35 protein-coding genes are annotated in these 25,320 nt (G+C 36.6%); 28 read left to right on the forward strand and 7 right to left on the reverse strand.

Going from position 1 to position 25,320, the window contains the following annotated elements; translation table 11 throughout:
• The first annotated feature begins 264 nt into the window (after positions 1–264).
• A complete protein-coding gene (locus IGI88_RS17980) occupies positions 265–864 on the forward strand; it encodes a recombinase family protein (RefSeq protein ID WP_429960902.1) in 600 nt (199 codons plus the stop codon).
• A gap of 111 nt (positions 865–975) precedes the next feature.
• Here the strand turns inward: IGI88_RS17980 and IGI88_RS17985 are convergent, their stop codons facing one another.
• Together IGI88_RS17985 and IGI88_RS17990 are read right to left on the reverse strand one after the other, a co-directional pair.
• On the reverse strand, positions 976–1,542 hold the full coding sequence (locus IGI88_RS17985; RefSeq protein WP_429960901.1) for an SLATT domain-containing protein: 567 nt from the start codon (positions 1,540–1,542) through the stop codon (positions 976–978).
• A 20-nt stretch (positions 1,543–1,562) separates the two neighbouring features.
• On the reverse strand, positions 1,563–2,390 hold the full coding sequence (locus tag IGI88_RS17990; RefSeq protein WP_429960900.1) for an SMODS domain-containing nucleotidyltransferase: 828 nt from the start codon (positions 2,388–2,390) through the stop codon (positions 1,563–1,565).
• A gap of 255 nt (positions 2,391–2,645) precedes the next feature.
• On the opposite strand from IGI88_RS17990, the gene IGI88_RS17995 reads away from it, so the two are divergent.
• From IGI88_RS17995 to IGI88_RS18020, 6 genes are all read left to right on the forward strand, one after another.
• Positions 2,646–2,948, forward strand: coding sequence for a hypothetical protein (locus IGI88_RS17995; protein WP_429960899.1), 303 nt, complete (start codon positions 2,646–2,648; stop codon positions 2,946–2,948).
• Positions 2,949–3,051: 103 nt separating this feature from the next.
• A complete protein-coding gene (locus IGI88_RS18000) occupies positions 3,052–3,252 on the forward strand; it encodes a hypothetical protein (protein ID WP_429960898.1) in 201 nt (66 codons plus the stop codon).
• A gap of 271 nt (positions 3,253–3,523) precedes the next feature.
• A complete protein-coding gene (locus tag IGI88_RS18005; RefSeq protein WP_429960897.1) occupies positions 3,524–3,772 on the forward strand; it encodes an AbrB/MazE/SpoVT family DNA-binding domain-containing protein in 249 nt (82 codons plus the stop codon).
• Positions 3,773–4,090 carry a type II toxin-antitoxin system RelE/ParE family toxin gene (locus IGI88_RS18010; protein ID WP_429960896.1) on the forward strand — a complete coding sequence of 106 codons (318 nt, stop codon included), beginning with the start codon at positions 3,773–3,775 and terminating at the stop codon, positions 4,088–4,090.
• 327 nt (positions 4,091–4,417) lie between these two features.
• Positions 4,418–5,689, forward strand: coding sequence for a Y-family DNA polymerase (locus IGI88_RS18015; RefSeq protein WP_429960895.1), 1,272 nt, complete (start codon positions 4,418–4,420; stop codon positions 5,687–5,689).
• A gap of 15 nt (positions 5,690–5,704) precedes the next feature.
• Positions 5,705–6,070, forward strand: a complete 366-nt coding sequence (locus tag IGI88_RS18020; RefSeq protein WP_429960894.1) for a hypothetical protein — start codon at positions 5,705–5,707, stop codon at positions 6,068–6,070.
• 147 nt (positions 6,071–6,217) lie between these two features.
• Here IGI88_RS18020 and IGI88_RS18025 read toward each other — a convergent pair whose 3' ends face one another.
• Together IGI88_RS18025 and IGI88_RS18030 are read right to left on the reverse strand one after the other, a co-directional pair.
• Positions 6,218–6,622, reverse strand: coding sequence for a hypothetical protein (locus IGI88_RS18025; protein WP_219295143.1), 405 nt, complete (start codon positions 6,620–6,622; stop codon positions 6,218–6,220).
• Between the two features lie 2 nt (positions 6,623–6,624).
• The gene (locus tag IGI88_RS18030) at positions 6,625–7,446 is read right to left on the reverse strand and encodes a ParA family protein (RefSeq protein WP_429960893.1); all 822 of its coding nucleotides are present in this window, start codon (positions 7,444–7,446) and stop codon (positions 6,625–6,627) included.
• A 690-nt stretch (positions 7,447–8,136) separates the two neighbouring features.
• On the opposite strand from IGI88_RS18030, the gene IGI88_RS18035 reads away from it, so the two are divergent.
• Together IGI88_RS18035 and IGI88_RS18040 are read left to right on the forward strand one after the other, a co-directional pair.
• Positions 8,137–9,636, forward strand: coding sequence for a primase C-terminal domain-containing protein (locus tag IGI88_RS18035; protein WP_429960892.1), 1,500 nt, complete (start codon positions 8,137–8,139; stop codon positions 9,634–9,636).
• Between the two features lie 162 nt (positions 9,637–9,798).
• On the forward strand, positions 9,799–10,086 hold the full coding sequence (locus IGI88_RS18040; RefSeq protein WP_429960891.1) for a type III secretion system protein PrgN: 288 nt from the start codon (positions 9,799–9,801) through the stop codon (positions 10,084–10,086).
• A 162-nt stretch (positions 10,087–10,248) separates the two neighbouring features.
• Here the strand turns inward: IGI88_RS18040 and IGI88_RS18045 are convergent, their stop codons facing one another.
• Entirely contained in the window at positions 10,249–11,199 is a 951-nt protein-coding gene (locus IGI88_RS18045; RefSeq protein ID WP_429960890.1) for a helix-turn-helix domain-containing protein, read from the reverse strand.
• Positions 11,200–11,889: 690 nt separating this feature from the next.
• Here IGI88_RS18045 and IGI88_RS18050 point away from each other — a divergent pair.
• From IGI88_RS18050 to IGI88_RS18120, 15 genes are all read left to right on the forward strand, one after another.
• On the forward strand, positions 11,890–12,102 hold the full coding sequence (locus IGI88_RS18050; protein WP_429960889.1) for a hypothetical protein: 213 nt from the start codon (positions 11,890–11,892) through the stop codon (positions 12,100–12,102).
• A 19-nt stretch (positions 12,103–12,121) separates the two neighbouring features.
• Positions 12,122–12,412: a hypothetical protein gene (locus tag IGI88_RS18055; RefSeq protein ID WP_429960888.1), complete on the forward strand. Its 291-nt coding sequence runs from the start codon at positions 12,122–12,124 to the stop codon at positions 12,410–12,412.
• Between the two features lie 491 nt (positions 12,413–12,903).
• A complete protein-coding gene (locus tag IGI88_RS18060; RefSeq protein WP_429960887.1) occupies positions 12,904–13,431 on the forward strand; it encodes a hypothetical protein in 528 nt (175 codons plus the stop codon).
• On the forward strand, positions 13,424–13,684 hold the full coding sequence (locus IGI88_RS18065) for a hypothetical protein (protein ID WP_429960886.1): 261 nt from the start codon (positions 13,424–13,426) through the stop codon (positions 13,682–13,684). Before IGI88_RS18060 ends, IGI88_RS18065 begins: the two co-directional genes overlap by 8 nt.
• A 51-nt stretch (positions 13,685–13,735) precedes the next feature.
• Entirely contained in the window at positions 13,736–14,011 is a 276-nt protein-coding gene (locus tag IGI88_RS18070) for a hypothetical protein (protein WP_429960885.1), read from the forward strand.
• Between the two features lie 28 nt (positions 14,012–14,039).
• Positions 14,040–14,336 (forward strand): hypothetical protein, encoded by a 297-nt coding sequence (locus IGI88_RS18075; protein ID WP_429960884.1) that lies wholly within the window; start codon positions 14,040–14,042, stop codon positions 14,334–14,336.
• A complete protein-coding gene (locus IGI88_RS18080) occupies positions 14,329–14,574 on the forward strand; it encodes a hypothetical protein (RefSeq protein WP_429960883.1) in 246 nt (81 codons plus the stop codon). The genes IGI88_RS18075 and IGI88_RS18080 overlap by 8 nt, the downstream gene beginning before the upstream one ends.
• On the forward strand, positions 14,571–14,852 hold the full coding sequence (locus IGI88_RS18085) for a type III secretion system protein PrgG (protein ID WP_429960882.1): 282 nt from the start codon (positions 14,571–14,573) through the stop codon (positions 14,850–14,852). Before IGI88_RS18080 ends, IGI88_RS18085 begins: the two co-directional genes overlap by 4 nt.
• 10 nt (positions 14,853–14,862) lie before the next feature.
• A complete protein-coding gene (locus IGI88_RS18090) occupies positions 14,863–15,225 on the forward strand; it encodes a hypothetical protein (RefSeq protein WP_429960881.1) in 363 nt (120 codons plus the stop codon).
• Between the two features lie 91 nt (positions 15,226–15,316).
• Complete coding sequence (locus IGI88_RS18095; RefSeq protein ID WP_429960880.1) at positions 15,317–15,679, forward strand: hypothetical protein; 363 nt, start codon at positions 15,317–15,319, stop codon at positions 15,677–15,679.
• A gap of 195 nt (positions 15,680–15,874) precedes the next feature.
• Positions 15,875–16,546, forward strand: a complete 672-nt coding sequence (locus IGI88_RS18100; RefSeq protein ID WP_429960879.1) for a hypothetical protein — start codon at positions 15,875–15,877, stop codon at positions 16,544–16,546.
• 41 nt (positions 16,547–16,587) lie between these two features.
• Positions 16,588–16,902 carry a hypothetical protein gene (locus IGI88_RS18105; protein ID WP_074934927.1) on the forward strand — a complete coding sequence of 105 codons (315 nt, stop codon included), beginning with the start codon at positions 16,588–16,590 and terminating at the stop codon, positions 16,900–16,902.
• Between the two features lie 29 nt (positions 16,903–16,931).
• Positions 16,932–17,165, forward strand: a complete 234-nt coding sequence (locus tag IGI88_RS18110) for a hypothetical protein (protein WP_429960878.1) — start codon at positions 16,932–16,934, stop codon at positions 17,163–17,165.
• 22 nt (positions 17,166–17,187) lie between these two features.
• Positions 17,188–17,505 carry a hypothetical protein gene (locus IGI88_RS18115; RefSeq protein ID WP_429960877.1) on the forward strand — a complete coding sequence of 106 codons (318 nt, stop codon included), beginning with the start codon at positions 17,188–17,190 and terminating at the stop codon, positions 17,503–17,505.
• Between the two features lie 256 nt (positions 17,506–17,761).
• Positions 17,762–18,193 carry a hypothetical protein gene (locus tag IGI88_RS18120; RefSeq protein ID WP_429960876.1) on the forward strand — a complete coding sequence of 144 codons (432 nt, stop codon included), beginning with the start codon at positions 17,762–17,764 and terminating at the stop codon, positions 18,191–18,193.
• 562 nt (positions 18,194–18,755) lie between these two features.
• On the opposite strand, the gene IGI88_RS18125 is transcribed toward IGI88_RS18120, so the two are convergent.
• Positions 18,756–19,157 carry a hypothetical protein gene (locus IGI88_RS18125; RefSeq protein WP_429960875.1) on the reverse strand — a complete coding sequence of 134 codons (402 nt, stop codon included), beginning with the start codon at positions 19,155–19,157 and terminating at the stop codon, positions 18,756–18,758.
• 30 nt (positions 19,158–19,187) lie between these two features.
• Positions 19,188–19,364 carry a CopG family ribbon-helix-helix protein gene (locus IGI88_RS18130; protein WP_429960874.1) on the reverse strand — a complete coding sequence of 59 codons (177 nt, stop codon included), beginning with the start codon at positions 19,362–19,364 and terminating at the stop codon, positions 19,188–19,190.
• Positions 19,365–19,493: 129 nt separating this feature from the next.
• Between IGI88_RS18130 and IGI88_RS18135 the strand changes: the two genes are divergently transcribed.
• From IGI88_RS18135 to IGI88_RS18150, 4 genes are all read left to right on the forward strand, one after another.
• Positions 19,494–20,537, forward strand: coding sequence for a LysM peptidoglycan-binding domain-containing protein (locus IGI88_RS18135; RefSeq protein ID WP_429960873.1), 1,044 nt, complete (start codon positions 19,494–19,496; stop codon positions 20,535–20,537).
• A gap of 173 nt (positions 20,538–20,710) precedes the next feature.
• Entirely contained in the window at positions 20,711–24,085 is a 3,375-nt protein-coding gene (locus tag IGI88_RS18140; RefSeq protein ID WP_429960872.1) for a SpaA isopeptide-forming pilin-related protein, read from the forward strand.
• Between the two features lie 156 nt (positions 24,086–24,241).
• Positions 24,242–24,937: a class A sortase gene (locus IGI88_RS18145; RefSeq protein WP_207490692.1), complete on the forward strand. Its 696-nt coding sequence runs from the start codon at positions 24,242–24,244 to the stop codon at positions 24,935–24,937.
• 32 nt (positions 24,938–24,969) lie between these two features.
• On the forward strand, positions 24,970–25,305 hold the full coding sequence (locus IGI88_RS18150; protein ID WP_207490693.1) for a PC4/YdbC family ssDNA-binding protein: 336 nt from the start codon (positions 24,970–24,972) through the stop codon (positions 25,303–25,305).
• The last annotated feature ends 15 nt before the right edge of the window (positions 25,306–25,320 follow it).

A 25,320-nucleotide genomic window follows, 5' to 3' on the forward strand; every position in this document is an offset into this window, starting at 1 on the left:
TGATGGGAATCCAAGTTACGCTAGAAAAATATGGTTCAGATAACAACTCTATAATATGGGATGACCCAATTGTCGAAGCGTCCGAAAAGCTAAATGAATTGATTTAATCGAGAGTGTTCAGAAAATGACCCGTTTCTGAACACTCTCTTTTTGATCTAAAATTCTATAGAAAATCTCAAATTTAGTGTTCAGAAACCCGTAACAAAATCTATGTTCAGTTATTTCCCCTGTATTAAGTTATGGTACAATGGTTTTAATCGAGGAGTGATTTTTTTGAAAATTGGATATGCACGAGTTTCAACTGGATTGCAAAATTTGGATTTACAAGAAGATAGTTTAAAAAAATTTGGCTGTGAAAAAATTTTTACTGATTATATGAGTGGAGCGAAAAATAATCGACCAGGATTAGAAACTGCGATTGATTTTGTACGATCTGGAGATACACTTGTTGTTTGGCGGTTGGATCGATTGGGGCGAAATATGGAGGACCTGATTTCAATCGTCAATCGATTGAATGAACGGGGAGTGAGTTTCCATAGCCTTCAGGAAAATATTACGATGGATAAATCCAGTTCAACTGGCCAGCTGATGTTTCATTTGTTTGCGGCGTTTGCAGAATTTGAACGGAATCTGATTTTAGAGCGATCGGCAGCTGGTAGAGAAGCTGCTCGAGCAAGGGGCCGATATGGTGGGCGGCCGGAAAAATTTACGGATCAGGATCTACAGCTGATGAAGACATTAGTTGATAGTGGAACTCCAATCAAAACGATTGCTGAACGGTGGCAAGTTTCTAGAACAACAATTTATCGTTACTTAGATAAGATGGGGAATAAAGAGTCTGGTGAAAATAAAATTTTACAATAGAAACAATGAGAGGGGAAAAGAGTAGTTTAATTAGGAGCTAAAAACTACTCTTTTGAATTAACAGTAATCAATTATTTGTGGAAAGTCTCAGACTGTTACTCTCATAATAGTCTATAAAGTGTTTTGATTAGACCTAAGGTGTTTAGGTAACATTTTATCAAGTTCTTCGTCAGAGAAAAATTGTTCTTCTTCATCTTTTAAAGCAGCTTGGGCTTTGGAGTAACTATAACTATCCGTTTTAGGAGCAGTCTTATATATATTATAGCTTATATCCTGTAGTTCATTTCTAATAGATTCTATTTGATCTAAAGAGAGGGCATCAAGGTCTGTCAGCAAAGAAACGTATTTTTCTCTCACTAACCAAAGTTCATTTGCAGTGATTTGATGTTCTTTGGAGAGTTTATCTAATTCAAAATTTTTCAAATATAAGTTTAAACCGAGTGAAAAAGCGGATACTAAACCAGCTACAAAAGTTAGTATTCTTTCGTCAAATATAAAAGAGCCTAAAAAACCACCAGTCGAAATTGCCGAAAAATATATTTGATACCTTTTCATTTTATTATTTTTCTCATTTAGTAGATCAACAGTTTTTAAATGGGTGGTATAGGAGTATGTTACTCGTCCATATGCTTCTCGAAGCTGTGTTCTTAATTTTCCGACTTGCTGTTGGTTATCCATCTTATGTCCTCTTTTCTAATTTAGGTATTAATTTTTTTTAGGACCTTCTCTAGGCAAAGTAGACTATCTGTAGCGTCAACTGCTTGATTACTGCCTGGAGCTGATAAGTTTAAAGTATTGAATCCATATAAAGTATGATTGTTGTAATAGTCTAAAAGAACTTTTTCGTAATCTCCAGTCTTAGCAGACGAGCTAGTTCCTGATTCTAGATATCTCCAGTTTCCCATTGCTGTATAGACAAAACTATCTATAACTATACCTGATAGTTTATAGCTTTTGAAATGAGTATCTCTAATAAAACGAAGATGTTTACAAGTAGCATAGAGTAATCCGTTACTGAATATCGAGCTGTTTTTTGTTTTCATAGCTTCTTGTTCAGCTTTTGGATGAGTTGATTTCCAAGTTCCCCCCATGTTGGTATCTGGATATATATACTCAAAAGAACTACCCCAGCCATATTCCTTCTTAAAAGCGGGCAATAACTCGAATTGAATTCCATCATGAAAATTAATTTTAATGATTTGTCCGTCAGCTCTAATGTCACTTCTAGGGTATGCAGTTTTTAAAGTAGTTCTAACAGCCTGTAGCAATCTTGATTGTCCGTTTCCATATACGCTATTAAATCTATCGTATTCTCCAATTGGCAATTCTATTAAAATATCAATATCACTTGTATCAATAGCGGTTCCTCGACCATAGGAGCCTACGTAAAAGCTATGAAGAGTATCGCTTTCTGAATTCCAAAATTCTCTGTTTACTGCTTTGGTAACTACATGATATCTTCTAGAGATGTTTTGCTTTTTTTCTAATGATATAGGGCTGGAATGTCTTGTTACTATATGATTCATTGTACTGCCTCCTGTCAAAATTACTGTTCGTATACATTATACTATGCATTATGGCAATACTCTAAGGTATATTGCTAATTATCAAGTGTTTATTGAACTGGAAAAACACAACGAATTCTTACATGTGGCTATATATTACAAAGGAAGACGCCAAAACACCTACTAGAATCTTTGATAGTACAGAAACAAGGTATGGTGATAATGCTCAAAAAAATTTTGAATAGTAGGAAAAGAACGGAGTGGTGATTCCCTAAATTGAAAAGAAAAGATAAGTACTATAGATTATTACATTTGACAGCTGAAGCAGGATGGGTGGATTTTCCAGAAATTGTAAAGGAAGTTCAAAAGATAGGAGCAACAATTTCTGATGGCCGCGCTTCTCCTATGAACTATCAGGATGCCAACGGAATAAAAGTGATTGATCAAGAAAGCAACGTCAGAGAGTACACAACAATAAGCGAGTGTGTGATCAATGAAAAATTATGTAGAGCAACTATAACTAGGCATATAAAGAATAGCAGCTGTACCAAAGACGGAAGAACTTTCTCTGTCTTCTAAGTTTTTTCATAATTGTTTGTTATGCTATACTTAGATCTGCGTAATTAGACTTGCGTTGCCCGTTATTGAAGTTTCAGGCAGCGCTCTTTTTGGGGGATCGATAATGGAAGAAGAAAAAATATTTGAGAAACGCTGGCAGTTAGCTACTAGCGAACAAAGAGCAAGATATAATAATTTGATGTCCTCCTACCCTACTATAAATTGGACTTACAAAGAAAAGAAGTATTTGCTTTGGTTGTGCCAGTTAGATATAGATACCTTTGAAACATTTGAAGTGATCCTAGATAAAATTAAACAGAGTTGATCATAAACAAGCGAATCCTTCACTCGATTCGCTTGTTTTGCTATTTATTGGTTGTCTCAGGGCAATTCTAAGCTCATTTCAAAGAATACCTATGAATCCCATAAGGTACTACTTCGGAATACTTTGATGTACGTATTGCCAATGTGTGAGATGCGGGATCAACGGTGTGAAAAGTAGCGCATTTTCTAAATCCGAACAAACAGGATGGAAACTTATGTTATAACCTGTTATAATTAAATCAATAAAGCCGTAGAAAAGGAGCGTGAACAGTATGCAATCAATTAAAGTCCGTAAGATTGGAAACAGCGTAGGAATTATTTTGCCCAAGGAACTTGGTTTGAAAAATGGAGATACTCTTCAAGCAGAAAAGGAAGGGAACTTATTTATTTTGGATACCACTCAAACAGCCAAGAAACATGATAAAAAGCTGATTGAGGAAAGTTTTAACGACTTTGAAAAAGGTTTGACCATAACTGAAGCCGAAATGAGAGATAATTTCGGAAAGTATGGTTGGAGTTAAATGAAAGAATACACACTAGTTTATTCAAAAAGTTTCCAGCAAAGTTTATCAAATTTAATAACTGAATGGGAAAAAGAGCTGTTGCTTCCCCAAAGTAGCATAAAAAGATTTGTAGGTGCGATCCAAAAATCGCTGGAGCTCACTAAGACGTTCCCGACAATGTATGAGGAAGTTTCAAAAATATACGGTATGAAGACTACAACATATCGGATTGTTATCGGCAAAAGCTATGCTCTTTTTTATCGGATTGACCATGAAAAAAAAGAGATACTGGTAGGACGTATTTTCCAGTCTAAACAGATGAAACTAGATTTTTGAGAAGTCGGGGTACATGGAACATAGAAACGAAAATGCTCGGTAAAGATCAAACTCCGAACGCTGCTTTTCATTCTCTATATTTAATAAACAAGCGAATCCTTCACTCGATTCGCTTGTTTTTCTATTTATAGGTTGCCACAGGGCAATTCTAAGCTCGTTTGAAAGAAAACCGATGGATAATCCCCTTGTTTGTACCGCTTTAGAATACATGGATGTACGTATTGCCATTGACTCCTATTAGTTACTGAAAAAAATTAAACAAGTCCCTCCCTCTTTACAGAACGAACATTAGTTCGTATAATAAATTGTGATAAAGGAGGGTTTTTTATGTATTTCGATTATCGTTTTGAACCCCATGGCGATTACTTATGTATCGACTGTAAAAGTTTTTACAGCTCCGTGGAATGCGTAGAAAGAGGCTTAAACCCTTTGACGACCATGCTAGTGGTATTATCTGGATCTGATCGACCAGGTGGACTTGTCTTGGCCGCCTCTCCTGCCGCAAAAAAAGAATTAGGTATTTCCAACGTCACGAGAAAATATGAGCTACCGGATCATAAAGATTTGATTTGTGTGCCACCCCGAATGAACTTATATATCGAAACAAACATAAAAATCGTAAATATTATTCGGCGATATGTTTCTGATGATGACATTCATGTTTATAGTATTGATGAACTCTTTGTACGCTTTGACAAAGTTAAAAACCTCTACGGCAATTGTCGTACAAAGCAATTCGCAAAAGCCTTAATGCAAAGGATACTCGAGGAAACGGGAATCTATACCACTGTTGGGATTGGCGATAATATGTTATTGGCCAAACTTGCATTGGATAATGCTGCAAAGAAGAATCCGGACATGATTGCAGAGTGGCGTTATGAGGACGTCCCTTCTACTGTTTGGAAAATAAAAAGTCTGACTGATTTTTGGGGCATTGGTCACCGTACGGCAAAAAATCTCTGGAAACGTGGGATCACTACTGTCGAAGAACTTGCAAATACCCCTCCTTCCAGACTGAAGGCTTCCATGGGTGTGATTGGGCTTCAATTGCACGCTCACGCAAATGGGATCGATCGCAGCGAGATTGATAAGAAATATAAAGTTCTAGAAAAGAGTATTTCCAATTCTCAAATCCTTATGAAGGATTATACAGATAAAAGCGAAGTAATGATTATCATCCGTGAAATGGCTGATTTGGTCGGATCTAGGTTACGAAAAGAACACGCTCAAACCGAATCAATCGCCCGTTCTATCGGCTACTCTCACGGTGAGTTGTTATCAGGGTTTTCGCGTCAAATGAAGGTACCAGCAACGTCCAACACGAAACAAATCACTAGTTACCTTCTACAGCTGTTTGAGGAACATTACGCTGGTTATGCGGTGCGGCATGTCGGTGTATCCTGTTCAAAACTCGTTTATCAGACGAGTTTACAGTTGGATCTATTTTCTGATCCAGAAAAAACAATTCAGCAAGAAAAACTCGATTTCCTATGTGATGAAATTAGAAGCAGATATGGCTTTAAGGCGTTGATCCATGCTAGTTCGTTGTTGCCAGGTGCGACAGCTGTTAGCCGTAGCGCCAAAGTCGGAGGTCACTAGAAAGGACTGTTTAAAATGAGCTATGGAGATTCATATGATGATCGTGGAATGGTGAAATGGGCAGGATTCTATCTGTCTGAGCATACAGACCTAATGAACAATGATGATAAAAATCGGCTAACCTCCCCTTCCCAGAAACCACAAATGGAACTGGATGAAATCAATAGAATTATGGAGGAAGCAAGGCTGAAAGATAAGTCGGTCTGTATTCAGATGGAAGCCAGAGACTTAAATGGCAATTACTATCCTGACATCATTGGCAAGATTAAAGGTTTCGACGAATTAGGGATATATATAGAAGAAACAAAAATCGGCTACGATGAGATTCGTCATGTTTGCTTTTACAATCATACAAAGTGGGAATCCAGCAAAGAATTTTAGAACTAATATTGTGATTATACAATAAATAAAGCTAAAGTATACTAGTATACTTTAGCTTTATTTAAATATATTACATCACATAAAACTTATAAAAGCTTTATTTAATAGTACTGTTACTTAAGTAGAAAAGTATACCAGTATACTTTTCTACTTTTTGAGCATTTTCAACTGAGTTTCATACATTGCTTTAAATGCTTCTTGCTGTCTTGTTGATAACCGTGTGTTTACATAACTATCTATAACTAAATCTACTATCTCATTAATTGTGGCTTTAGGCATATTTTCTAATTCGCCTAGAAATGGTCTAAGAGTGTTCATTTTCAAATTAACTGAAGGCGATACTTTTTGTGTCAGAGTTGCTGAAAATCTTTTATCTTTTGCAGTCGGATTCGTACTAGTTTCTTTCTTTAACGTCTCTGGTTTCGGATCACTTATAGGAGTGCTAGAAGAGGTTCTACCAAAATCTGTTTTTCCTCTTATTTCGACCTTTTTTGATTGTAAAGAAGATTTGTTTTTCTTATTGCTTATTATTGGCTTGAAATTTTCTGACATATTTATTCCTCCAGGGATTCTAGTATTTCCTCATGTCGATCTAACTCATTTAACACATCGATGAATACCTGATGAGCTTTAATATCCCATCCATCTGGTTTTCCAGTATAAGAATACGAAACACGTATACCTTCAACATCGTAAACCTTTAGTCTTTCTTGATACTTAACGATTGTTTCCAGCACATTTCCTCCGTATAACTCTTTTGCTTGATCAAGTACTTTAGTATCCACTCGTCCACCGGGTCTTAGCATGCAAGGTATGATACCTAGCACTTGTAAATCATTATCGTAAGTATCTGAGAGATATTGCATGTAAGCAATATAGGTCTGAGCCCCGTCCAGAGATAATTCTTGAGTTTGCAACACAATGATACAATAATCAGCTGCAAGCATAGCATTGTCACTATAATCAGATATTGTAGGTGGCACGTCTATATAAATAGCATCATAGATCTCTTTCAGTGGTTTTAATAGCTCTTTCAAGTAGGTAATTTGCTTAATTTCATCGTTAGGAAAACGATTCATTAGTATTTTTGTTAGATTTCTAAAGGTGGTATTGGATGCAATTAAGTCTAAGTTACTCATGATAGGTGTAATTTGAGTACTTAAGTCTCCTTCTTCAAATCCAGTAGTGATATTTTTTGTAATTTCTTCGAGTTCACCTGTTTTAGCTAAAATACTTGTAGCGTTTCCTTGTGGATCTAAGTCAACTACTAATGTTTTTTTGTCATTGATTACAGCACTTTCATATGCAAGCATAGTTACAGATTTAGTTTTTCCTACTCCGCCTTTAAAATTCCCCACGACATATACTTTTCCCATGAATAGACCTCCGATAGATTTATAATATACCATAAGTATACCAGTGTGGAGTTTTGTTGTAAAGAAAATAATCGCAAAAGTAGATTAGTGTAAAAGTATACCAGTATACTAAATGCATTCTAAAGTATACTGGTATACTTTGAAATTAAAAAAAATAATACCAGATAATATATATATATATTTACCAGAAGTACCATTATGAAACCACTTTAGTCACAAAATAAAAAAAAGTATACGAGTATACTAGAACACTAAGATAAGTGTATCAGTATACTCGTATACCTACAAAAAAGTTCGAAAGTATACTTATGCAAGTCTTTGTTTAAAATAGTTCTTTACAAGTTGAAGAATGTTCTGTAGTCTAAAAGAAAAATAAACAATAAAAAAAGAGACGGAAGAATAAGTGAATTGGACCTCACCTATTTTTCTGAATCACATACAAAGCTATGTGTTCTCGCTCGTCTCGGTAGTTATGTAAGTGGCTGGATACCACTTATGTGATTGGATAATCAGCTCAGACTGGGAATCTGAACTTATAGGATTATTTTACCATTTTTCGACGAGCAACTCAATATATACATGCTTATTTGTCATGCGATTTAACGAAATTATGACGTTCTAAGCCATTGAGAGAGCACAAAATCGAAAGATTATTTGTGTTCTCTTTTTGTTTGGAAAGGACAAAAGGTCATGGTAACTTCTCTAGACGTCATTTATTCAACGATCTTACAAAACGGTATTCGTAAATTCAAATACAAAAATAGCCGCCTTAAACCGTTCTCTTTTAGCGATCAGACGGGGAAAGGGGCTATTTTTGCCTACCGTTCGAAACAACATATGATCGAAGGAATCGGTTTAGTGATCACTTCTGAAGAAGGAATCATTGAGAATAACAATGCATTTAGCCATTGGACACCGAACGTTTTTTGCTATGGGACGTATGCTGACGAAGGGAGAATGTTCACGAAGGGCCATTCTGAGGACAATTTACGTCAAATCAATACATTCTTTGTTGATTTTGACACGTTGGATCCAAACTTTGACTATGGAGAAATTATCTTGGCCAGTAATGAGATTGGCTTTATGCCAACGATGGTATTACGGACAACTCATGGATACCAGGCATTTTATGTATTAGATAAACCTGCCTATGTAACAAAGAAATCCAACTTCAAAGTGATCAACGTGGCTAAAATGATCTCCAATAATCTGCGAAATAAATTAGCGAATGACTATGAATTTCCAGTTGATGTTAATGCAAACCACTTTGGAATCACTCGTATACCTACAGAAGAGAGCGTCTTATTCTTTGAGCCAGAGTACCGGTATAGTTTCGAAGAGTGGATCAATTGGTCCATGAGAGTGGATGCTGACAAGAGTTCTGAGAGTAAGAATGTCTTTGTCTTGCCGTCAAACCAGGAGTTTCGTCAGGTCGATGAGCCGTGGTTCCAGCTGTTATTACGGAGTCAAAAAATTCAAGGAGAGAAGGGAATCTATGGCCGAAATAACGTCATATTTACCCTGTCTTTGGCCTACTTTTCTTCAGGATACGAAATCGAAGAGTGTGAGTTAGCTATGCTTGAGTTCAATGATCGATTAGCAAGTCCATTGACTGACCGAGAACTGACTAGGATTATTCGATCGGCTTATTCAGGAAAGTATCAAGCCGCACATAGAGAAAAAATTGTTGCATTGTGCCAGGAGTGGGTCGATACTAACCTCTCTGAAGAGCAGCTATTCAATAAAAAGCGTGGTTGGTGGAAATTCAAGAAGGAAAGAGCTGTACGAAAGTATTCGCATAGTCATGAGTGGGCAGCTGATTTGCTGGCTTATTTGAACGAACAGTCCTATACCTACAAACCTTATATCGTTTCTACAAAAAAAGAGTTGAGAGAAGAATTAAAGATTCCGGAACGATCCCTTGATAAAGTGCTGAAGCAACTGAAGAACGAAAATAAGATCTATTTCCGAGTTCGGGCCGGCCGCAATGGCGGAATTACTTTAGCCTCTGTTCACGGCTTGATGCGATCAATCATTCGAGTAAAAAAAGAGGTGCAAGAAGCGTATTTCCATGCGATTTCTGAGACCTTTGGCTTGGGGCGGACATTTATACAAGAGACGTTGAAACAGCTGATAGAGCCTAAGAAAACCGCCGTACAAATGGAATTATTGCAACTCGATTCCGGATAATATTAAAACCCGCAAACTGCCTTTTACATTATATCTATGATACTCCTGACTTTTCTTTGGGTTCTGATCTGTCTTTTTGACTAGTGTCTTGCTTGCCAGGTTTTATAAAGAGAACTATTATTATCACATACGCGATAATACGCTGGAGGGGGTTTACCGTCTATGTCAGTGAATACTTTTGTTTATCCTTATCCTGTCTCTGTTTTTATTATTAAGCAGCTAGGGATGTCTGTAGAGGAATTTTGTGAGTTACATGATTATAAGCAAAGTACCGTGGCCACCTGGTCTTATAGGAATCGTCCTGTGGGGTTATTACCCTGTGACTTTCTATATAGCTTAAGTTTGTCCTCTGGGTGGTCAATGGATAGGGTTTATAAAGAATTGCTACAGCTGGAAGAGCAGTTTCTTTTGAGTATCGATCCGAAAAAGAAAAAGAAGTACGTTGATTAGGTTATTAGAGGGTTTGAAGGAGGAATTGTCCCGAAAACTTATCGATGGCTTGGACTGAACGAAGTGAGGGAAAGGCATTGATAACGTCGAGGGCTACATGAGCCTGCGAATGATTATTTGGTAATTAAAAGGTCCTACGTATTATCACGTAAGACCCTTAACTTAATTTTTTATATAAAAGTTTTCTTCACTGGGTTTCTCGTTTTCTAATAGATTGTTGATACTTTTGATGCAACTTTCCGTATACTCGTTCGGATAAGGTGATATACTTTCAACTATTTTCAGTTTTTCTTTAAATGCTACTAGTTGTTCCCTTGCTGCTGTTTTTCTCGTGTCATCCTGGGCAGTATAGTACAGGTAGCGATGTTTTTGTAAGGTAAAAACTATGCTGTAGTCAAAGTTGTTTCTTTGTTTTAATAAAGCTAGAAACGCTTCTAGAATAGGTGGTACTCTTGGAAAAAATTGATTATTCATATTTCCTGTTTTAACGCCTCGATCAATAAAGGTATCAGACAAATTGATAAGTAGATCTGGTAATTTAGTTACATAAGTTGTATGTAATGACAACATTTGTGGTCGATCCATTTTTAGAAATTTATCCGCAATACGGATTAATTGTTGATCAGAGAAATGGGACATGAAGTCTATTATGAACTGAAGATAAATGGATGTGATCTGTTCACTTTGTCTAATTCTGTTATAAATAAAATCGACTTCTTCTGTTGAAATTGGTGGTATGATGTAGCATTTCGAGTGAAAGTACTGGCGGATAAAATAATAGTTTCTGAGGAATATTAGCGAGTGGTTTTTTAATTTTTTTGTGTATGCATATAACTTCGCAAGTTCCATTTCCGTCAACTCGTTTTTTAATCCTTTATTTATTTGATCTCGAATATATGTAATATGCTCATTTCTTTGTTTTTGTATGTCATCAATGTCGCTTAGTTGCATACCTAATCTGTCTAATATTTTTTCCAGATCTTGAATATGTAACATCCGAGTTCCGTTTTCAAATCGAGAATATGTTGAGGGAGATACAATCCCCTCGTAAACTTGTTGCTGTTTCATTTTCATTTCGCAACGTACATGTTTCACTGCTTCGTGTAGTTCCAAAAGCAACTCTCCTTACTAAAAATAAGATAAAATTTGCTAATTTAGCAAATTTTGTTTTTTTTGTTGAATTTTTTTGACGTTATTGCAATAATGAACTCAGATATCAAATTTGTTCATGCATGAATGGAAGGAGGAGTTGTATATGTTCCCATTTCCAGTAGAACCGTATGATGTTCAAATCATTCGGCCGTAAAGTTTCCACTTATTTTTTTTAATAGTGCAATCTGAATTTTCACAAGAAGTGTTTGTTATTAATTATTTCTTGGCTTGCCAAAGAAAATTAAAAATGTTAAGCTTCTTGTGAAAAGATTGTTATTAATATCAAAAAATGATTTTTAAATATATTTTTTTGATTGTTTACTTGGATATATTTTCAGGCAATCAAAAAAGGGGATGCGACATGCGTTCAGGTTTAGGCCCCTGAACACATGTGTGCATGAATATTAGATGAACTGATGCTCTAATATCATGGTGCATGCCCCCTCTGTTGAGCTATGCCCAACGAGGTTTAGTTTAGCATAGAATAGCTTCTTCGTCACGCCCAAAATGGGGAAGACGGAAGACGTTTCTAGCTAAACTCTCGTTGGAAAGAGCTGAGCAGCAAGGGGTGTCACGTGATTTAGGTCACGTGACACCCTTTTTTGTTTGTCTGAAAGTATAATACCAAATTTCATTAGTATTTTGGAGGTGTTGAGACTGGATCAGCAGGAATTTCAAGAATTTCTTAATAAAAATCAAGGGAAAATCTTTACGATCGAACAATTACAACAGCAGCGACGAGAAAATCGATTGCCTGAAGTAAACGTGGCCAACTTTTTAGTGTTGATCCGCTATACCAATCGTGTTCGTCGTGATTACAGGCGAAGAGATGGCCAGCTGGAAAGTGTATTTCAAATTATTTGATGTGAAAGGATTGGTTGATTTGGTAGTTGATAAAAGCAAAAAAAAGCGAACGAAAGCTGTCACTTCGGTTTGCTCACTTACAGAAATTGAGAATAGAGCAATGTCGATTCGGTTGTTTGATCGTTCAATTTGGATCAATGCTGGTGATGGTCAAATATTTAATCCAAAAACGAGAGAAATCGATTTTTTGAGTAAAAAATTTGAGGACATTCGAACGGCAGCTTTGCCAGGAAAACTTGTTTTTGCTAAACGACCGAAGCGATCAGATCCACTTTGTCTGGTGGAGTTTCCTTATAAGATTCGTGCATAAAGCAAAACGATTAAAAAATGTTTCTACTTGCAAGTGAAAACTTGCGCGCCCTTTGACAAGAGAATATCAAGAATAGCAAAAAAGACGTGGGAATCTGACTGTCTATAACACGTTGCTATTCACCCATAAATGACAGGGCTTGAGGTGACTATTGGATCCCCTTAAGCATTGAAGTTCATATTTGTTTCTTTCAGACGGCTTGCAGATGGATATCTGGGCTTGGCACCACTGGGATTGAGAAATATGTGAGGTAGCTCGGCACCCTAAACCGGCAGGTTCTCACTTACCCTAAAAGTGATTCCAATATCATTTGTAAGTAAAAATATTTTTTAATCGATCAAACTAATTCTCTTCTGTGATCAATCGATAAAGCTGAAAAAGTTGTTCTTCTCTTTTATTTTTACCAATAGAGGCGGTCCAAAGGAGCAGCAATCTAAGAATGATTGAGCGATTTCAGAGGATGTTAACAAATTTGTCGAAGGAGAAAAGATATGCAAAAATCATTTGACGCTGATCAGAAATACAGGGAGACCATGTCAAAAATAAGTCTCCTTGAGGCAGATGAAATAAGAAATGATTGTGAGATAAAGTTAGAGAAGTTAAGGTTTAGAAGGTCAGAAACAATTGAAAATTTGAACAGAATGTCATCAGCAATTGATGATAACATTTCTAAACGAATGAAATGTTTACTACGTTACATCTTCCCGGAGTTCATTGCTATGATTCCAATTTGCTTTTTAGGTTTAATCTATTCTATCACGCAAATCCTTATTCTGAATTACAGGGGAAGTGGGGATTTGGTAGGGATTTTTAGATATTTGGTTCTTGCTTTCGTTGCAACTATTTTTACTCTTGGTTGTCTGGCAATTTTGGTAAAAAATGCTTATATAAAATCAGATTATATCAAGATGGTTCGATCTCTGGGAAGTGAAGTAAAAATAATAGATGCAGAGATTGAATTGGTAAATAAGCTGTTTTTTGAGCAAAGTATCTCTTCTTTAGGAGAAACTTATGAGTGAGATCGAAAAATTGCTGGCATTTATGGATTCTGGCAGAAGAAAAAAGATTTTGTTAGCTAATTACTTTGAATTACAAGAACAAAAAGGAACGTGGAACAATAAAAGATCAATTGATTTACGTCGTGAAATTAGTAATTCGCCATACTTTGAAGTTACTTACATTAGGAAACAGGTCGATAACGATAGTTGGAAGACCGAAACGCAATTAACAATTAAGTCCAAATATACTTGTAAAAGAAATAGAAGCTTGTAGGAATTCCTGCAAGCTTCTATTTTTTCATTCAGAAAGGAACGAGGAATATCTATGGAACAAAAACAGGCATATTGTCAAATCAAAAAGAAACATTGCCAGGTGTTTAAGGCTGGTCACACGAGTAAATACGTTGATAAAGGAGAGTACTACCTCGGTATCGAGTATCGGATTTTCAATAGCGGTGCGTTAGACATTCATGATCTTCGTTCTGGTAAAGGAATTGAGATCTTAGAAACTGAAGAACGTTTTGATATCAGAAAAATCCATAAATCTAATAAAAATGTGTTGCTATTTCTAAAAAATCCTAAATTATTGGCGGATTTCTAAGGCGAGTACATTTGAAAGGAGCATTTTTATGAAGCAACTAGAAGATTATGTCAGGTCAGGATGGCATATACAGGTAACCTTAACATCCGACAATGAAGGGATTCATTACAGTGCGGAGGGATACAATCATCCAAATAAAGAGGTACTAGCACTAGCAGGAGAAGGAGATTCAATGAGCGCTATGCTTAGAGATCTTCAGGAATGCGAGGAAGAACTTTATCCCCATTTAGTTAACGATGGAAACCATATTCAGAGCAACCGAACTGAAAAGCTACCAACGGTTTTTAGAATGGGAAGGCCTGAAGGGATGAGAACTAATGGATAGTACTACATGGTCACTTGACGATCCAAGGTTGTTGTTATTGAACGAACTCAAAAGGATCTATATCTGGCAGCATAGTCATGCATGGGATATTTTTTACTATTTATTGGAAGGCGATAAGGATATGTTTGAAGAAGAATTCATACAAGCTTTCAACAATCTAAGTGAAAATGAATCCCTTCAGGTTGGACATGAGTTTTTATCATGGGTTCTAAGTGAAAGTGAGGCTGATAAGTCATGAAGATGGTTGTTGAAAAAATAATTGATGGAATACAGAAATATGAAGTAGTAGAAGCTGATAGTGCACCACAGGCTCTTAATCAATGCAACTTTGATCGATTTCTCGATGAAAATTGTGATTCAGCTAGTTACAATCAGGAGGTTGTTTATGTCGGTGTATATGAAATGGGGCAGACGAATCTTCTTGAAGACACTGAACACATAGCTAATGTCCATAGATTCTATCGAGAAAAGTTGATCCAAAATGGATTTGATCCTGATACCTTCCAAAAAGTATGAGGTGCTTTCTATGGAAAAGTTGCTCATTTTATCATTAAGTTTACTGTCTGGATTCATTACTTATTATCATTACACCGATACTCAGAAGAATAAGAATTTGATCAATTACTATCTGAGTCCATTGAACAGGAGAGAGATTATAAAGAAATGTTTTTATGATCGATCAGAAAAAAAGAGGATATTGTTAGAAATTGACCGTTGTATTTGCCGTATACAGCTAAATAGAGATAAGAGCTTTATGAGCTATGAACGCAGAGAAAGAATAAAGTATTTGAAGCAATTAAAATGTGAAATTATTTCAGGTAGTTATCGGGAGATCTTAGCTGAACTTTCTGAAGAAGATCGTAAATTTGATAATTGGGATTCATTTTAATTCGAAATAGATTGAATCAAATAAAATAAAAGTTTTCAAACTGGAAGTTGCTGTCTTTAGTTTGAGGAGCTAAGGAGAGAAGCCTAAGTTTATGTCCAGGTACGAAAATGCAGTCAGGTTTGTAATAAAAGTAGGTGTGTCAGCATTTGTACTTGTTTTTACTTTTGCGACAGGCGTAAAAGCGGTAATAGAGCAGTCCAATTTTGACAATTCGATAGATAGTATCCAATTTTCTCGAAAGCTAGCCTATGACTCAAATAAAGAAATTAATGAATATGTAGATAAGAATTATGTTCAGCAAATCATTTGGAAAACCAATTCACTTGTAGAATATCCCGAAAGTATTTCAAGCAGAATATTATTTAAAAGAGAAGAAAATCAAAAGAGTCTTGAAGAAACATTGCAGGATGTAATGAGACTTGCCGACGACTATACAAAAAAAGAAACTGATTGATGGTTTTATATGTCAACAGGAGGTGAGAATTCTGAAGACGAATCAATTAAAAAGAATGAGAAAAACCAATCCTAATGTATTTAAAGAGACATGGCGTACCAGGTAGATCAGTTTAAAGGAAGAAGAGCAGCAAAAGCTAGACCATGCTACTGTTCGAAGAGGTTCCTTTTCTTGGAAAGAAGGGGAAGTCATTAATTGACAGAAATCATAGAATGGAGAGACTTTATCATGATGGGAAAAAAGCAGCTGGAAGGCTTCCTTAAGACATTTTCGAACGACAAATCTAAAGAAATTATCTTATGTGATCCTAAAAATCAAAATCAGATAGTGTCAGAACTCAACAAGAAGCAGCAAGAGCTAGTGAACGATGTAAAATCAGGATATTTTATCGACGCTGTACTTGATGAAAATTGGGAAATTGAAAAAGGATTGGTGGAAGATCCGATTATCGGTAAGAATGGGCAGTATTATTTCACTCTGGGAGATAATTTTGATTCGAGTGATATTTCTTTGTTTATTTCAGATGCAAAAGAAAACGTTATGGAAAAAATATCATACGAAATTATAAATGATAGACACCAGCACATTGAAATATATAGAGATATACGCTCAAACGAGTTTATAGGTATTGTTAAAAATATTGTGAGCAATAAATTTTCATTAGGAATTGCTGGTAATGGAAGGAAATCTAGATTTTTCTGGTTGAAAGATTTCAATGAAAATTTAGCGCAGGGATATATTAAACTAGTTCAAATAGAAAATGGACTGGGGATACAGGTTATAGATACTTACAATTTGGAGTCCAAAGAAGAAGAGGAAGATTTTTTAAATTCTGGATACATTAAAGTTGGTTATCCACCACGATAGTTGATTAGTTCTAGAGATAACAGAATTAGGAGGAAAAAAGCTTGAATAATGAATTTTTGAATCAGTTAAATGAGCTAATAACAGCTTTTAAAGAACATCATGAGGATGTATTTGCTCCTGTTGAGATTGCAAAAACAAGTGAATGTGATTTTTGTGAAGAAAATAAACAAAATTCGAACTTCAAGCATGAATTGATGGAAGACACTGACTATGTAAGCCAGCCAACTCTTAATGCTCTAGGGGATTGTTTGACAGGAGTTATATTACAGAAAATCAAAGGATCACACTATTGTCTATTAATGGAATATTCAACTCCGGTAGCTATTAAACCGAGATTCACAACACTAGTTGACTAGCGGAAATTATGGAAAGAAAGGGAAAATAAATGACTCACAAATTTAGGTGTGTTGATACATTTACAGTAACAGTATTTGATTCTTTTGCAGGATGTGTGACTGGTGATAACTATCAGATTGACGAAGGTAGTATTTGGCAGTGCGAAGAACCAGTTCAAGAGAACGCCACAGAAGTTGAACTGACTACCAAAGATAAAGATAGCCCTTGGATATGTATTAATAAAGCTCTTCTTAATTTAATGTTTGAGCCAGTCAGTGATTGACAGATATTGCAGAAAGCGAGGAATGAATTTGATTAAACCGAACACTATATTTTTTGATGGTAGAAAAATTGGAACCTATAAAGCAGTACTTACAGCTGGGTCAGGACACTTTAATTTTAGTGGGTTTGAACCATACGAGAAAAAAATTGACGGTAAAAAACTTTATAGGTTATTACTACCTATTCGTTTTAGCAAGTGCAAATACAATTATTTAACTGCCACGGGCGTACACGGGATGACTGATTTATTGAGTATGGTGCCACAACTCACAGTTCAAGAAATCAGGAACATTGACCCCAATTTAATGGCTCTTGCGACACCTGTTGAGGAGGAAAAGTGATTGTGGCGTGGGCTGCTTTAGTCCACTATCCACCAAAATAGTTAATTAATAGAAGAAATACATGAAAGGAAGGTTTAAGTTAATGGTCTATATTTTAAGTTTTGTTGGATTTGTACTTTTTATGTTCATTTTGTTAGCTTTATATAGCTGTTTAGTTATTGCTGGAAGGGCCGATCGGAGATACGAAGAAATGAAGAATAATAGCGATTCGAGCTACAAACTATATGAGAAATCATAGTTTTTAGGGAGGCACTTCATGGAAGAATTTAATAAGAAAATTGCTACCGTTAGAAGCAAGGAATCAAAAAAGGAACGAGAGGAAATAATATTAGAAATAGAATGTCTTGTGAATCTACTGGACAAAAACTGGTACCGTAGATTGAAGTTTTACTATTTCAACGATGCGGGGTGGTTCTTGTCAAGTTTAGTTTTACTTACTATAGGAGGACTAGTCTGGGGAATTATTGAGTATGAATCAAAGATTCCGCTGGCGGAGACTTGGATATTGGTAACGATAATAATTGGTTTTCTCAGATTAGTAATTATGATTTATGAGGGGATATCTAACAAGCGAATTTTTGATCTTATTGAGTATAATGAACGTCGCTTAGCCTCACTAAACAAATCTACGGGGAGACATTATACTTTTAGACACGAAGAGGTAGAGAAACAAAATGATTCAGACTAAAAATAGTGTTGTTGGCTAAAGGCTAAACTACCATTTTTGAATATGTAAAACTATTTTCTAACTTTATATAACAATAGCAATTAAATTCGATTTATATTTATTAGGATATTAGTAGAAAAAAACACGCTGTTTTGGTACTCTTAATATATAAATAGTTTAAATTCGTCAAAAATTTATGATTAATAGACGTTTTTTGAAATTATTTAATAATAAAAATCAGGGTGTTTAAATGCAAGAAAAGCCAATTTATAACGTTTTTGGGGAACCAATGGTTCTTAAAAAAGGAACACTTTATTGTTGCTATGTAGGCAGAAAAGGGATTGTTTGCCGAGAAGAAAAGCGAATGCAATCTAAAAAAGCAAAAAACCTTTAGTTTTCTGGATTCTTGGCTGAGCTTTGTCAGGGACAACAGCGCAATTAACCCATTCATCAAGGTGTCAAAACAAGAATAGTCTTTTGACTGGTCACTCTCACATGCAGTTGTGTTTCTTTCAGTGATACCTTCTCCTAAGACTGTTTCCTGAAAGAGTTCCTTGACAAAGTTCAGTTAAGAATCACCTAGTCACTCTATAGAGTAGTAATAAAAAGAGTCTTTTTCATCAATAGCTAATCCAAAAGACTCACCTATACTGATTGTAGCTGGACTAGCAGCAATATCTTCAAAGTTAAACTCATGCGTCTCAGAATTAACAATGGAAATAGGGAAAGTAAACTCTTCGCTAGCAGTTGAAACCATTGCAACTTTTGGTTCCTCAAAATGAACAAAAGAGACAAAGGCTTCTCCTAGATCGGTTAACTCCATATCTAAGGTTTGTTGAAGCTGTTCAAAGGCGGTTAGCTCTCTTGGTTCGGTAGATACTATCGTTGCTTGCAACTCTTTTCTAGCACTGTGTGTCTGGTAAATGAAAATGAGGCTAATACTTAAAAATACAAACGGCAAAATGATCAGTAATTTTTTCTTCATATTCTTTCTCCCTGTAAATAAGACTCTGTATCAAACAGAGTCCTGATTTTTTTGCTTTTCACTTTCAATTCCTTTTTTTATTAGGTCTTGGATTGCTTGAGTGCGGTTAGCTATTTTTTCTTTATGCCAATAATCTTCTATCTCAGCAAGTAGTGTTGTCTGAAGCGTTAAACTAATGCGAACTGTTTCATCGGATTTATCATACATTCTTTATCCCTCCCTCTTAAATATAATAAGTGGTCAAAAAAAATATTGCAAGGATAATTGATGTGTGTTACATTATTGATATCAGAGATATCCTAGATATCAAAAAACATAACAAAAGGAGATTGTAAAATGAAATCAATCAAAGGAAAAATATCAACAGGGCTAGCGTTATTAGCAACATTATTTGTTGCAGGAACAATTGGAGTGAAAGAAGCAGCTGCAGCTGAAGAGGCAGCTACACCAATCAGCAGTACTATTTGGATCGCACGTACTGTGGATCAGGTTAAAGCTGATCTGGATAAAATGACGGATGACACATACACGATTGTTAGAGGGGATACGCTATCTGTCCTGGGAGACGCAACAGGCATTCCGTTTGTAGAAATTGCAGAAAGAAATGGTATCGTAGATCCCGACTGGATTTATGAAGGGGATAAGCTAGTTTTTGACCGTGACGGTAATACTGTGACGATCCAAAGTCCAACAGGAGAAACAAAAGCACAGATCTCTCAAGACCCAAAAACTGGTAATGGTACTGTTTCAAATGGGACTGGGTCTAATTCTACTAATTCAGGAAATGGATCAGGAAATTCAACAACTAATCCTCCGGTAAATGATGGAAATGGTTCAGGAAGCGACAACAGCACGGTAACACCTCCAGCTGGTGGAGATAATGGACAAACAACACCAGATCGTGTAATCAATAAAGTAGTTATTGGTGAGAATGAATTGTTTACCAGATATCGCGTCGGACCATTCTTAAATGAAGATGAAGCATCTAATTGGGTTCGTGAGAACTTTCCAAATGGAGTAAAAGGCTATGAAATCCATCCTGACGGAGACTATATCTATATCGAAATTGAAGTAGGTAAAGGTGATAACGGCGCTGATGGAGATAACGGAACTGGCGGAGAAGAAACTACACCTCCAGGAGGCGGAGACAATGGCTCTGGTGATGGTGATAATGGTTCTGGCGGGGAAGAAGATGTTGATAATATTCCTGTAAATATCGGAAACAGTGGAATCTTTGCCGCGACTCAGGAAGAGGCAAATGCTCAAGCATATGCATTATGGGCTGAAGATAAATTCGTTGAGTTTACTAGATTCTTAATTAATCCTGCCTTGAATGCTAAAGGTGATATAATTGGATGGACTGTTGTCTTTTATAATTAAAAAAATTTTTAAAAAGAGGTAAAGCTAAAAAGCTTGCCTCTTTTTTATGTTCTGAGGTGAAAAAATCGAATAATAAATGTCGAAGCCCATCATATTGGGATATTGTTGTAGAGGACTAGTGAGCTGATCATTGGTTCTTTTTTTGTTACTAAAAGGATTAAGAGGAGACAAATATGAAATTTAAAAATGTGAAAAAAGTGATCAGCTTGTTCTTGTTGACTGTTTTACTTACAACAGGGTTGCCGATAAATAGTATGGCAACGGTACTGTTGGAGCAATCAACTAGTCTAGCAAGCAATGATGATTCCCCTACTGAAGAAATCGAAAGCAACAAGGAATCTAAAAAAACTGTCAGTACTCCGGTTTTGTTACCTTTAATGGATAATCGAGATTTTATTGGTCCTATCCAAACAGGACAGAGTCAACTAGCTAATGATGGACCCGAGTTGGAAGTAAAAGAAGTACCTGAAAACATGAAACAATTTTTTGTTGGTGAGAAAGACCTCCATGCTTTGGGATCTTACTCTGAGCAAGAGGAATTAGCAGCTCAATCAGATGAATGGCAAGAGCTTAAAGAAGATAAAATGACCAGAAGTTCTTCTTATCGTTTATCTGAAAATGGACGTTTAGATGTTAATGTCGTAAGGTACACACCTACTGGTTTGCACTATACGCATGATAAAATCATTCGTTGGCAAATTGACGGAGAAGATGTCTTCTGTATCCAAGAAGGAGTTTTTACAGAAGATGGTGTCTTGTATGATCAAAAACTAGATCTAAATGATGTGGTATCTCCTGAAAGTCGCTCAAGGAGACTTCGTTTTATTGGGTATTTTGGTTATTATAGCCAGCGCAGCATGGAAAACTATGCATTGACACAAATGATGGTATGGGATGAAATGGGCGGAAGTTTCATCAATTATGGAACATTTGGTAAAACAAAGTATGATTCCTTCAAAGCTGCTGTTGATAAGCAGATTGTTGAACATGATCTTAACCCTTCTTGGCATAACACTACTGTAACAGTCAAAGTAGGTGAGGAAACACGCGTTAAAGATACTCATAACCGCTTTTCCTCTTGGAATGGAACTGTATCCTCTAATTCGGCTGGTGTAAGTGTTCGAAAAGATGGAAATGATTTAGTAATCGTTGCTTCTGCGAATTCTAATGAATCAGGAGTAGTTCGACTAACAAAATATGATCCTAATGGATCTGGAATTGGTACCACGTTTGCTTATACGAATGGAAGAACACAGGATCTTTCTCGACTTCATTTACCTGACCCAGGAATTGCTGCTTTGAATATTAAAGTGGAAAAAGAAGGCCATGCACAAGTACTCAAATTGGATGAAACGACGGGAGAACCTCTTGCAGGTGCTGTATTCCGATTTACAACGGATGACGATCAGACAAAAGAAATTACAACCAATGCTCAAGGGATTGGTGAATGGCGCGATTTGACACATGATCAGAAAGTAACTATTGAAGAAATCCGATCACCGAATGGTTATGTGATCAATAGCAAGCCACAAACAGTCACAATTAAAGTCAATGAAACAGTCACCGCAACTTTTGACAACAAACCTCAAAAAGGACAGCTGGAGCTTTCTAAAACCGTTGAAACGGGTGTTTCTACAGCTATAAATGAAAGTGACCACGGCGAATATACGACCATTGAATTTGAGCAACGCAGCGGTGCTGGATTTGGCTTTAAAATTCGTCCGACAGAAGATATCGTAACCGGTGACGGCACACGTCGTTATGAAGCGGGTAAATTCTTGCAAAAAGACGGGGAAGATATCGTTTGGACGACAGATGAAGATGGAAAATTTACTACAGATTCACTGCTCTTTATCGGAAAATATGAAGTAGTGGAAGTTTCTGCACCAAAAGGTGTTGTATTACTCGATGAACCAATTCCGTTTTCGATTGATTATGCTGGCCAAACAGTCGATATCACATCAACTTCACTAGAAGTAGAAAACTTCCTTCAAGACCTGAATATTTACGGTCGGAAAATGCAAGAAGTTTTAACTGGCTGGGAAGACGGTGAAGCGGTTGTTGAATTAGAAGATGCAAAAAACGGACAGGTATTTGCCTTACGTTTAGCAGATGAGCTGCTTGTTGGAGAAGAAGAATTAGCGGCGGATACCACACTAGGTTACTCAATTGTAGAAGAAGGCATGATTGCTTTTGAAGGATTGAAGTTACCAAATCAAACGATTCCGATGTATATCCAAGAAATCTATGCTGGACCGGATCATGTGCTAAATGATACGAAACACCATTTTGTTTATGATCCAGAAAACAATGATATTTCTTTTGATATTCATGTGGAAGCGAGCCAAGAAGAAGAGGATGCTGAAGGTGAAGATGCTGAAGAAGACCCTGACGCTGAGACTGCAGATCCTGAAGAAGAAGTAGCCCCTACGTCCGCCGATGTGGATGCTGAAACGCCGGAAACTGAAGAGGATACAGATCTGGAAGAAGAGCCAGAAGAAGACCTTACAGGCGTGATTATCAATCGTTTGGCTCGTGCAGGTGTTCAAGTCATTAAGACCGATGGACTGGACCAAAAACCACTAGAAGGTGTGGCCTTTGATTTATTCCGAGTGCCAGCACCAGAAGTTGATCCTGAAGAAGATCTTGACGAGACACCAGAAGGTGAAGAAGGCGAAGATCTTGAAGAAGATACCGAAGCTGAAGAGAACGAAGAAGCAGCTGGAACAACGGATTCTGATGAAATCGACACTAATGATTCTACTGAGCCTGAAGATTCAGAGGATCTAGAGGGTGAAGATGAAGAGCCAATCGTCGACGAAGAAGCTGAAGAGGAAGCTATTCTTATCGGTACGTACTTCACGGATGAAGACGGTGAAATCAATATTGAAGGTCTACCGACAGGACACTATCTATTGGTGGAATCTCAAGAATTACCTTGGTACCACGCAAATGAAGAAGAGTATACGTTTGAAGTATCACCAGAAAATGATGGTGAAATCATTGTTTTTGAGGTTGAAAATCACCGTTTGGATCTGGAAGTAGAAACGTTATTTGCGGAAACTGAAACAGGCTCACAAATTATTGATCCAACAATCGATAATCATTTAACAGACTACGTTTGGGTTCGTGGTGGAAAAGAAGGTCATGAGTACCATGTTTATACGGAATATATCAATGTAGAAACAAAAGAAGTCGTTGCTACGGACACTTCTACGTTTGTTTCAACAGGAGACGAAGAGCAAGAACTTCTCATTGCCTTGGAGCTTCCTGCCGATACAATGAAGGATGGCGAGAAATTAGTTGCCACACATATGGTTTATAGTGACCCAGAACATGAAGACTTGGTGAACGATCATTTTGATTTAGAAAATGAAGACCAAACTGTTCTTTTCCAAACACCAGAAGAAGACCCTGAAGTACCTGGAACACCAAAGGATCCAGTACAACCAGATACACCAGCAACACCACAAGTACCGTCTATCCCACAAGCAGGAAGTACAAATATTTGGAAAGAGCTGAAGGCGGTACTGTCGAACCTATTTTAAAATAAAAAAAGATGATTAAGAAGAGACGAAGGAAGAAATTCCTTGTCTCTTTTTTCTATTGTTGATACGTACGGTAAATATTTTATTTTCATGAGTATGGCCCTAAAAGTCGAAATTAACTTGGTTCGATCATCTTTAACGGAAAGGAGCAAGGTATTGAAAGAATTACAATTAAAGCTAAGAAAGTTCCGATTGGCTTTTAAGCAGCACCCACACAAAAAGAAAATCATTTTTGGCGTATTGAGTATGCTTTTACTATTAGGAACGACTGTTGGCACAATACATTATCGACAGCGACAATTTGATCAACAAATCTCAGATCTACAACAAGCCGCATTAGCAGAAATGAGTGAAAAAACGCCATACAAAAGAATTACTGGCGATTATTCAGGGAACGATGTTGAAGATTTGCGCCCTACAAATCTTTCTATTGATTCGAACGATTTGATTCAAAAATATGGGGTGGGAATCATTCGGATACCAACCATAGGGCTTGAATTGCCTATATTGGAAGGTATGACACAGGCCAATCTTAGTATTGGAGCAGGAACTGTGAAACCGAATCAACGAATCGGACGTGGAAACTTTGGCCTGTTGGGCCATTATATGACCAATAGCGGTCTATTATTTGGTGGATTGCGCAACGTTTCAATTGGAGACGAAGTAGAAATCACATTCTATGGAAAAACAGCTATGTATGAAGTACAAGAGACTCGCATTATTCATCAAAGTGAAGGCCAGTATATGTTAGATAACCCAGAAGACCCGCATTATTTGACCTTACTGACATGTGATGGAAGTCGGGTTGGTACGGACTATCGTTTAATGGTTCGAGCAACCATTTTAGAATGACAGACGTGATCAGAAAGTAGGAGGTAGTTTTTATGGTAATGGATTTATCGCAAAACCAATCAGAAAAAGAAAAAAAGAACCAAAATATATCCTTTGAGAAGGTAGAACCGATTGCCATTCTCAGTCGCACAAAATGGGGAGCGACAGTCGAACTAAATAAAGTTTCTTATAACGGACGTGAGGCAGTTTATGACTTGCGTAATTGGACGCCTGAAGGAGAAATGCGAAAGGGTATCACACTTACGGATCAAACGTTGGCAAACCTTTTGATTGCACTAAAGAATCATTTAGAAGGTGACTTATCAAAAGATGAAGAAGAAAATTTGGCAGATTCAGATATCACCGCGCATCTTCCTGATAATTTCTGATCCAGGAGGTTAAAG

Source organism: Enterococcus sp. AZ179 (genome assembly GCF_050498885.1).
In the GTDB taxonomy this organism is placed as follows: domain Bacteria; phylum Bacillota; class Bacilli; order Lactobacillales; family Enterococcaceae; genus Enterococcus_D; species Enterococcus_D entomosocium.

What these genes read in the sequence shown, in the direction of transcription:
- IGI88_RS17985 (WP_429960901.1), bottom strand. Translation starts at nt 1,542, where the DNA reads ATGGATAACCAACAGCAAGTCGGAAAATTAAGAACACAGCTTCGAGAA.
- IGI88_RS17990 (WP_429960900.1), bottom strand. Translation starts at nt 2,390, where the DNA reads ATGAATCATATAGTAACAAGACATTCCAGCCCTATATCATTAGAAAAA.
- IGI88_RS18000 (WP_429960898.1), top strand. Translation starts at nt 3,052, where the DNA reads ATGGAAGAAGAAAAAATATTTGAGAAACGCTGGCAGTTAGCTACTAGC.
- IGI88_RS18005 (WP_429960897.1), top strand. Translation starts at nt 3,524, where the DNA reads ATGCAATCAATTAAAGTCCGTAAGATTGGAAACAGCGTAGGAATTATT.
- IGI88_RS18010 (WP_429960896.1), top strand. Translation starts at nt 3,773, where the DNA reads ATGAAAGAATACACACTAGTTTATTCAAAAAGTTTCCAGCAAAGTTTA.
- IGI88_RS18015 (WP_429960895.1), top strand. Translation starts at nt 4,418, where the DNA reads ATGTATTTCGATTATCGTTTTGAACCCCATGGCGATTACTTATGTATC.
- IGI88_RS18020 (WP_429960894.1), top strand. Translation starts at nt 5,705, where the DNA reads ATGAGCTATGGAGATTCATATGATGATCGTGGAATGGTGAAATGGGCA.
- IGI88_RS18025 (WP_219295143.1), bottom strand. Translation starts at nt 6,622, where the DNA reads ATGTCAGAAAATTTCAAGCCAATAATAAGCAATAAGAAAAACAAATCT.
- IGI88_RS18030 (WP_429960893.1), bottom strand. Translation starts at nt 7,446, where the DNA reads ATGGGAAAAGTATATGTCGTGGGGAATTTTAAAGGCGGAGTAGGAAAA.
- IGI88_RS18035 (WP_429960892.1), top strand. Translation starts at nt 8,137, where the DNA reads ATGGTAACTTCTCTAGACGTCATTTATTCAACGATCTTACAAAACGGT.
- IGI88_RS18040 (WP_429960891.1), top strand. Translation starts at nt 9,799, where the DNA reads ATGTCAGTGAATACTTTTGTTTATCCTTATCCTGTCTCTGTTTTTATT.
- IGI88_RS18060 (WP_429960887.1), top strand. Translation starts at nt 12,904, where the DNA reads ATGCAAAAATCATTTGACGCTGATCAGAAATACAGGGAGACCATGTCA.
- IGI88_RS18065 (WP_429960886.1), top strand. Translation starts at nt 13,424, where the DNA reads ATGAGTGAGATCGAAAAATTGCTGGCATTTATGGATTCTGGCAGAAGA.
- IGI88_RS18070 (WP_429960885.1), top strand. Translation starts at nt 13,736, where the DNA reads ATGGAACAAAAACAGGCATATTGTCAAATCAAAAAGAAACATTGCCAG.
- IGI88_RS18075 (WP_429960884.1), top strand. Translation starts at nt 14,040, where the DNA reads ATGAAGCAACTAGAAGATTATGTCAGGTCAGGATGGCATATACAGGTA.
- IGI88_RS18080 (WP_429960883.1), top strand. Translation starts at nt 14,329, where the DNA reads ATGGATAGTACTACATGGTCACTTGACGATCCAAGGTTGTTGTTATTG.
- IGI88_RS18085 (WP_429960882.1), top strand. Translation starts at nt 14,571, where the DNA reads ATGAAGATGGTTGTTGAAAAAATAATTGATGGAATACAGAAATATGAA.
- IGI88_RS18090 (WP_429960881.1), top strand. Translation starts at nt 14,863, where the DNA reads ATGGAAAAGTTGCTCATTTTATCATTAAGTTTACTGTCTGGATTCATT.
- IGI88_RS18095 (WP_429960880.1), top strand. Translation starts at nt 15,317, where the DNA reads ATGTCCAGGTACGAAAATGCAGTCAGGTTTGTAATAAAAGTAGGTGTG.
- IGI88_RS18110 (WP_429960878.1), top strand. Translation starts at nt 16,932, where the DNA reads ATGACTCACAAATTTAGGTGTGTTGATACATTTACAGTAACAGTATTT.
- IGI88_RS18115 (WP_429960877.1), top strand. Translation starts at nt 17,188, where the DNA reads ATGAATTTGATTAAACCGAACACTATATTTTTTGATGGTAGAAAAATT.
- IGI88_RS18120 (WP_429960876.1), top strand. Translation starts at nt 17,762, where the DNA reads ATGGAAGAATTTAATAAGAAAATTGCTACCGTTAGAAGCAAGGAATCA.
- IGI88_RS18125 (WP_429960875.1), bottom strand. Translation starts at nt 19,157, where the DNA reads ATGAAGAAAAAATTACTGATCATTTTGCCGTTTGTATTTTTAAGTATT.
- IGI88_RS18130 (WP_429960874.1), bottom strand. Translation starts at nt 19,364, where the DNA reads ATGTATGATAAATCCGATGAAACAGTTCGCATTAGTTTAACGCTTCAG.
- IGI88_RS18135 (WP_429960873.1), top strand. Translation starts at nt 19,494, where the DNA reads ATGAAATCAATCAAAGGAAAAATATCAACAGGGCTAGCGTTATTAGCA.
- IGI88_RS18140 (WP_429960872.1), top strand. Translation starts at nt 20,711, where the DNA reads ATGAAATTTAAAAATGTGAAAAAAGTGATCAGCTTGTTCTTGTTGACT.
- IGI88_RS18150 (WP_207490693.1), top strand. Translation starts at nt 24,970, where the DNA reads ATGGTAATGGATTTATCGCAAAACCAATCAGAAAAAGAAAAAAAGAAC.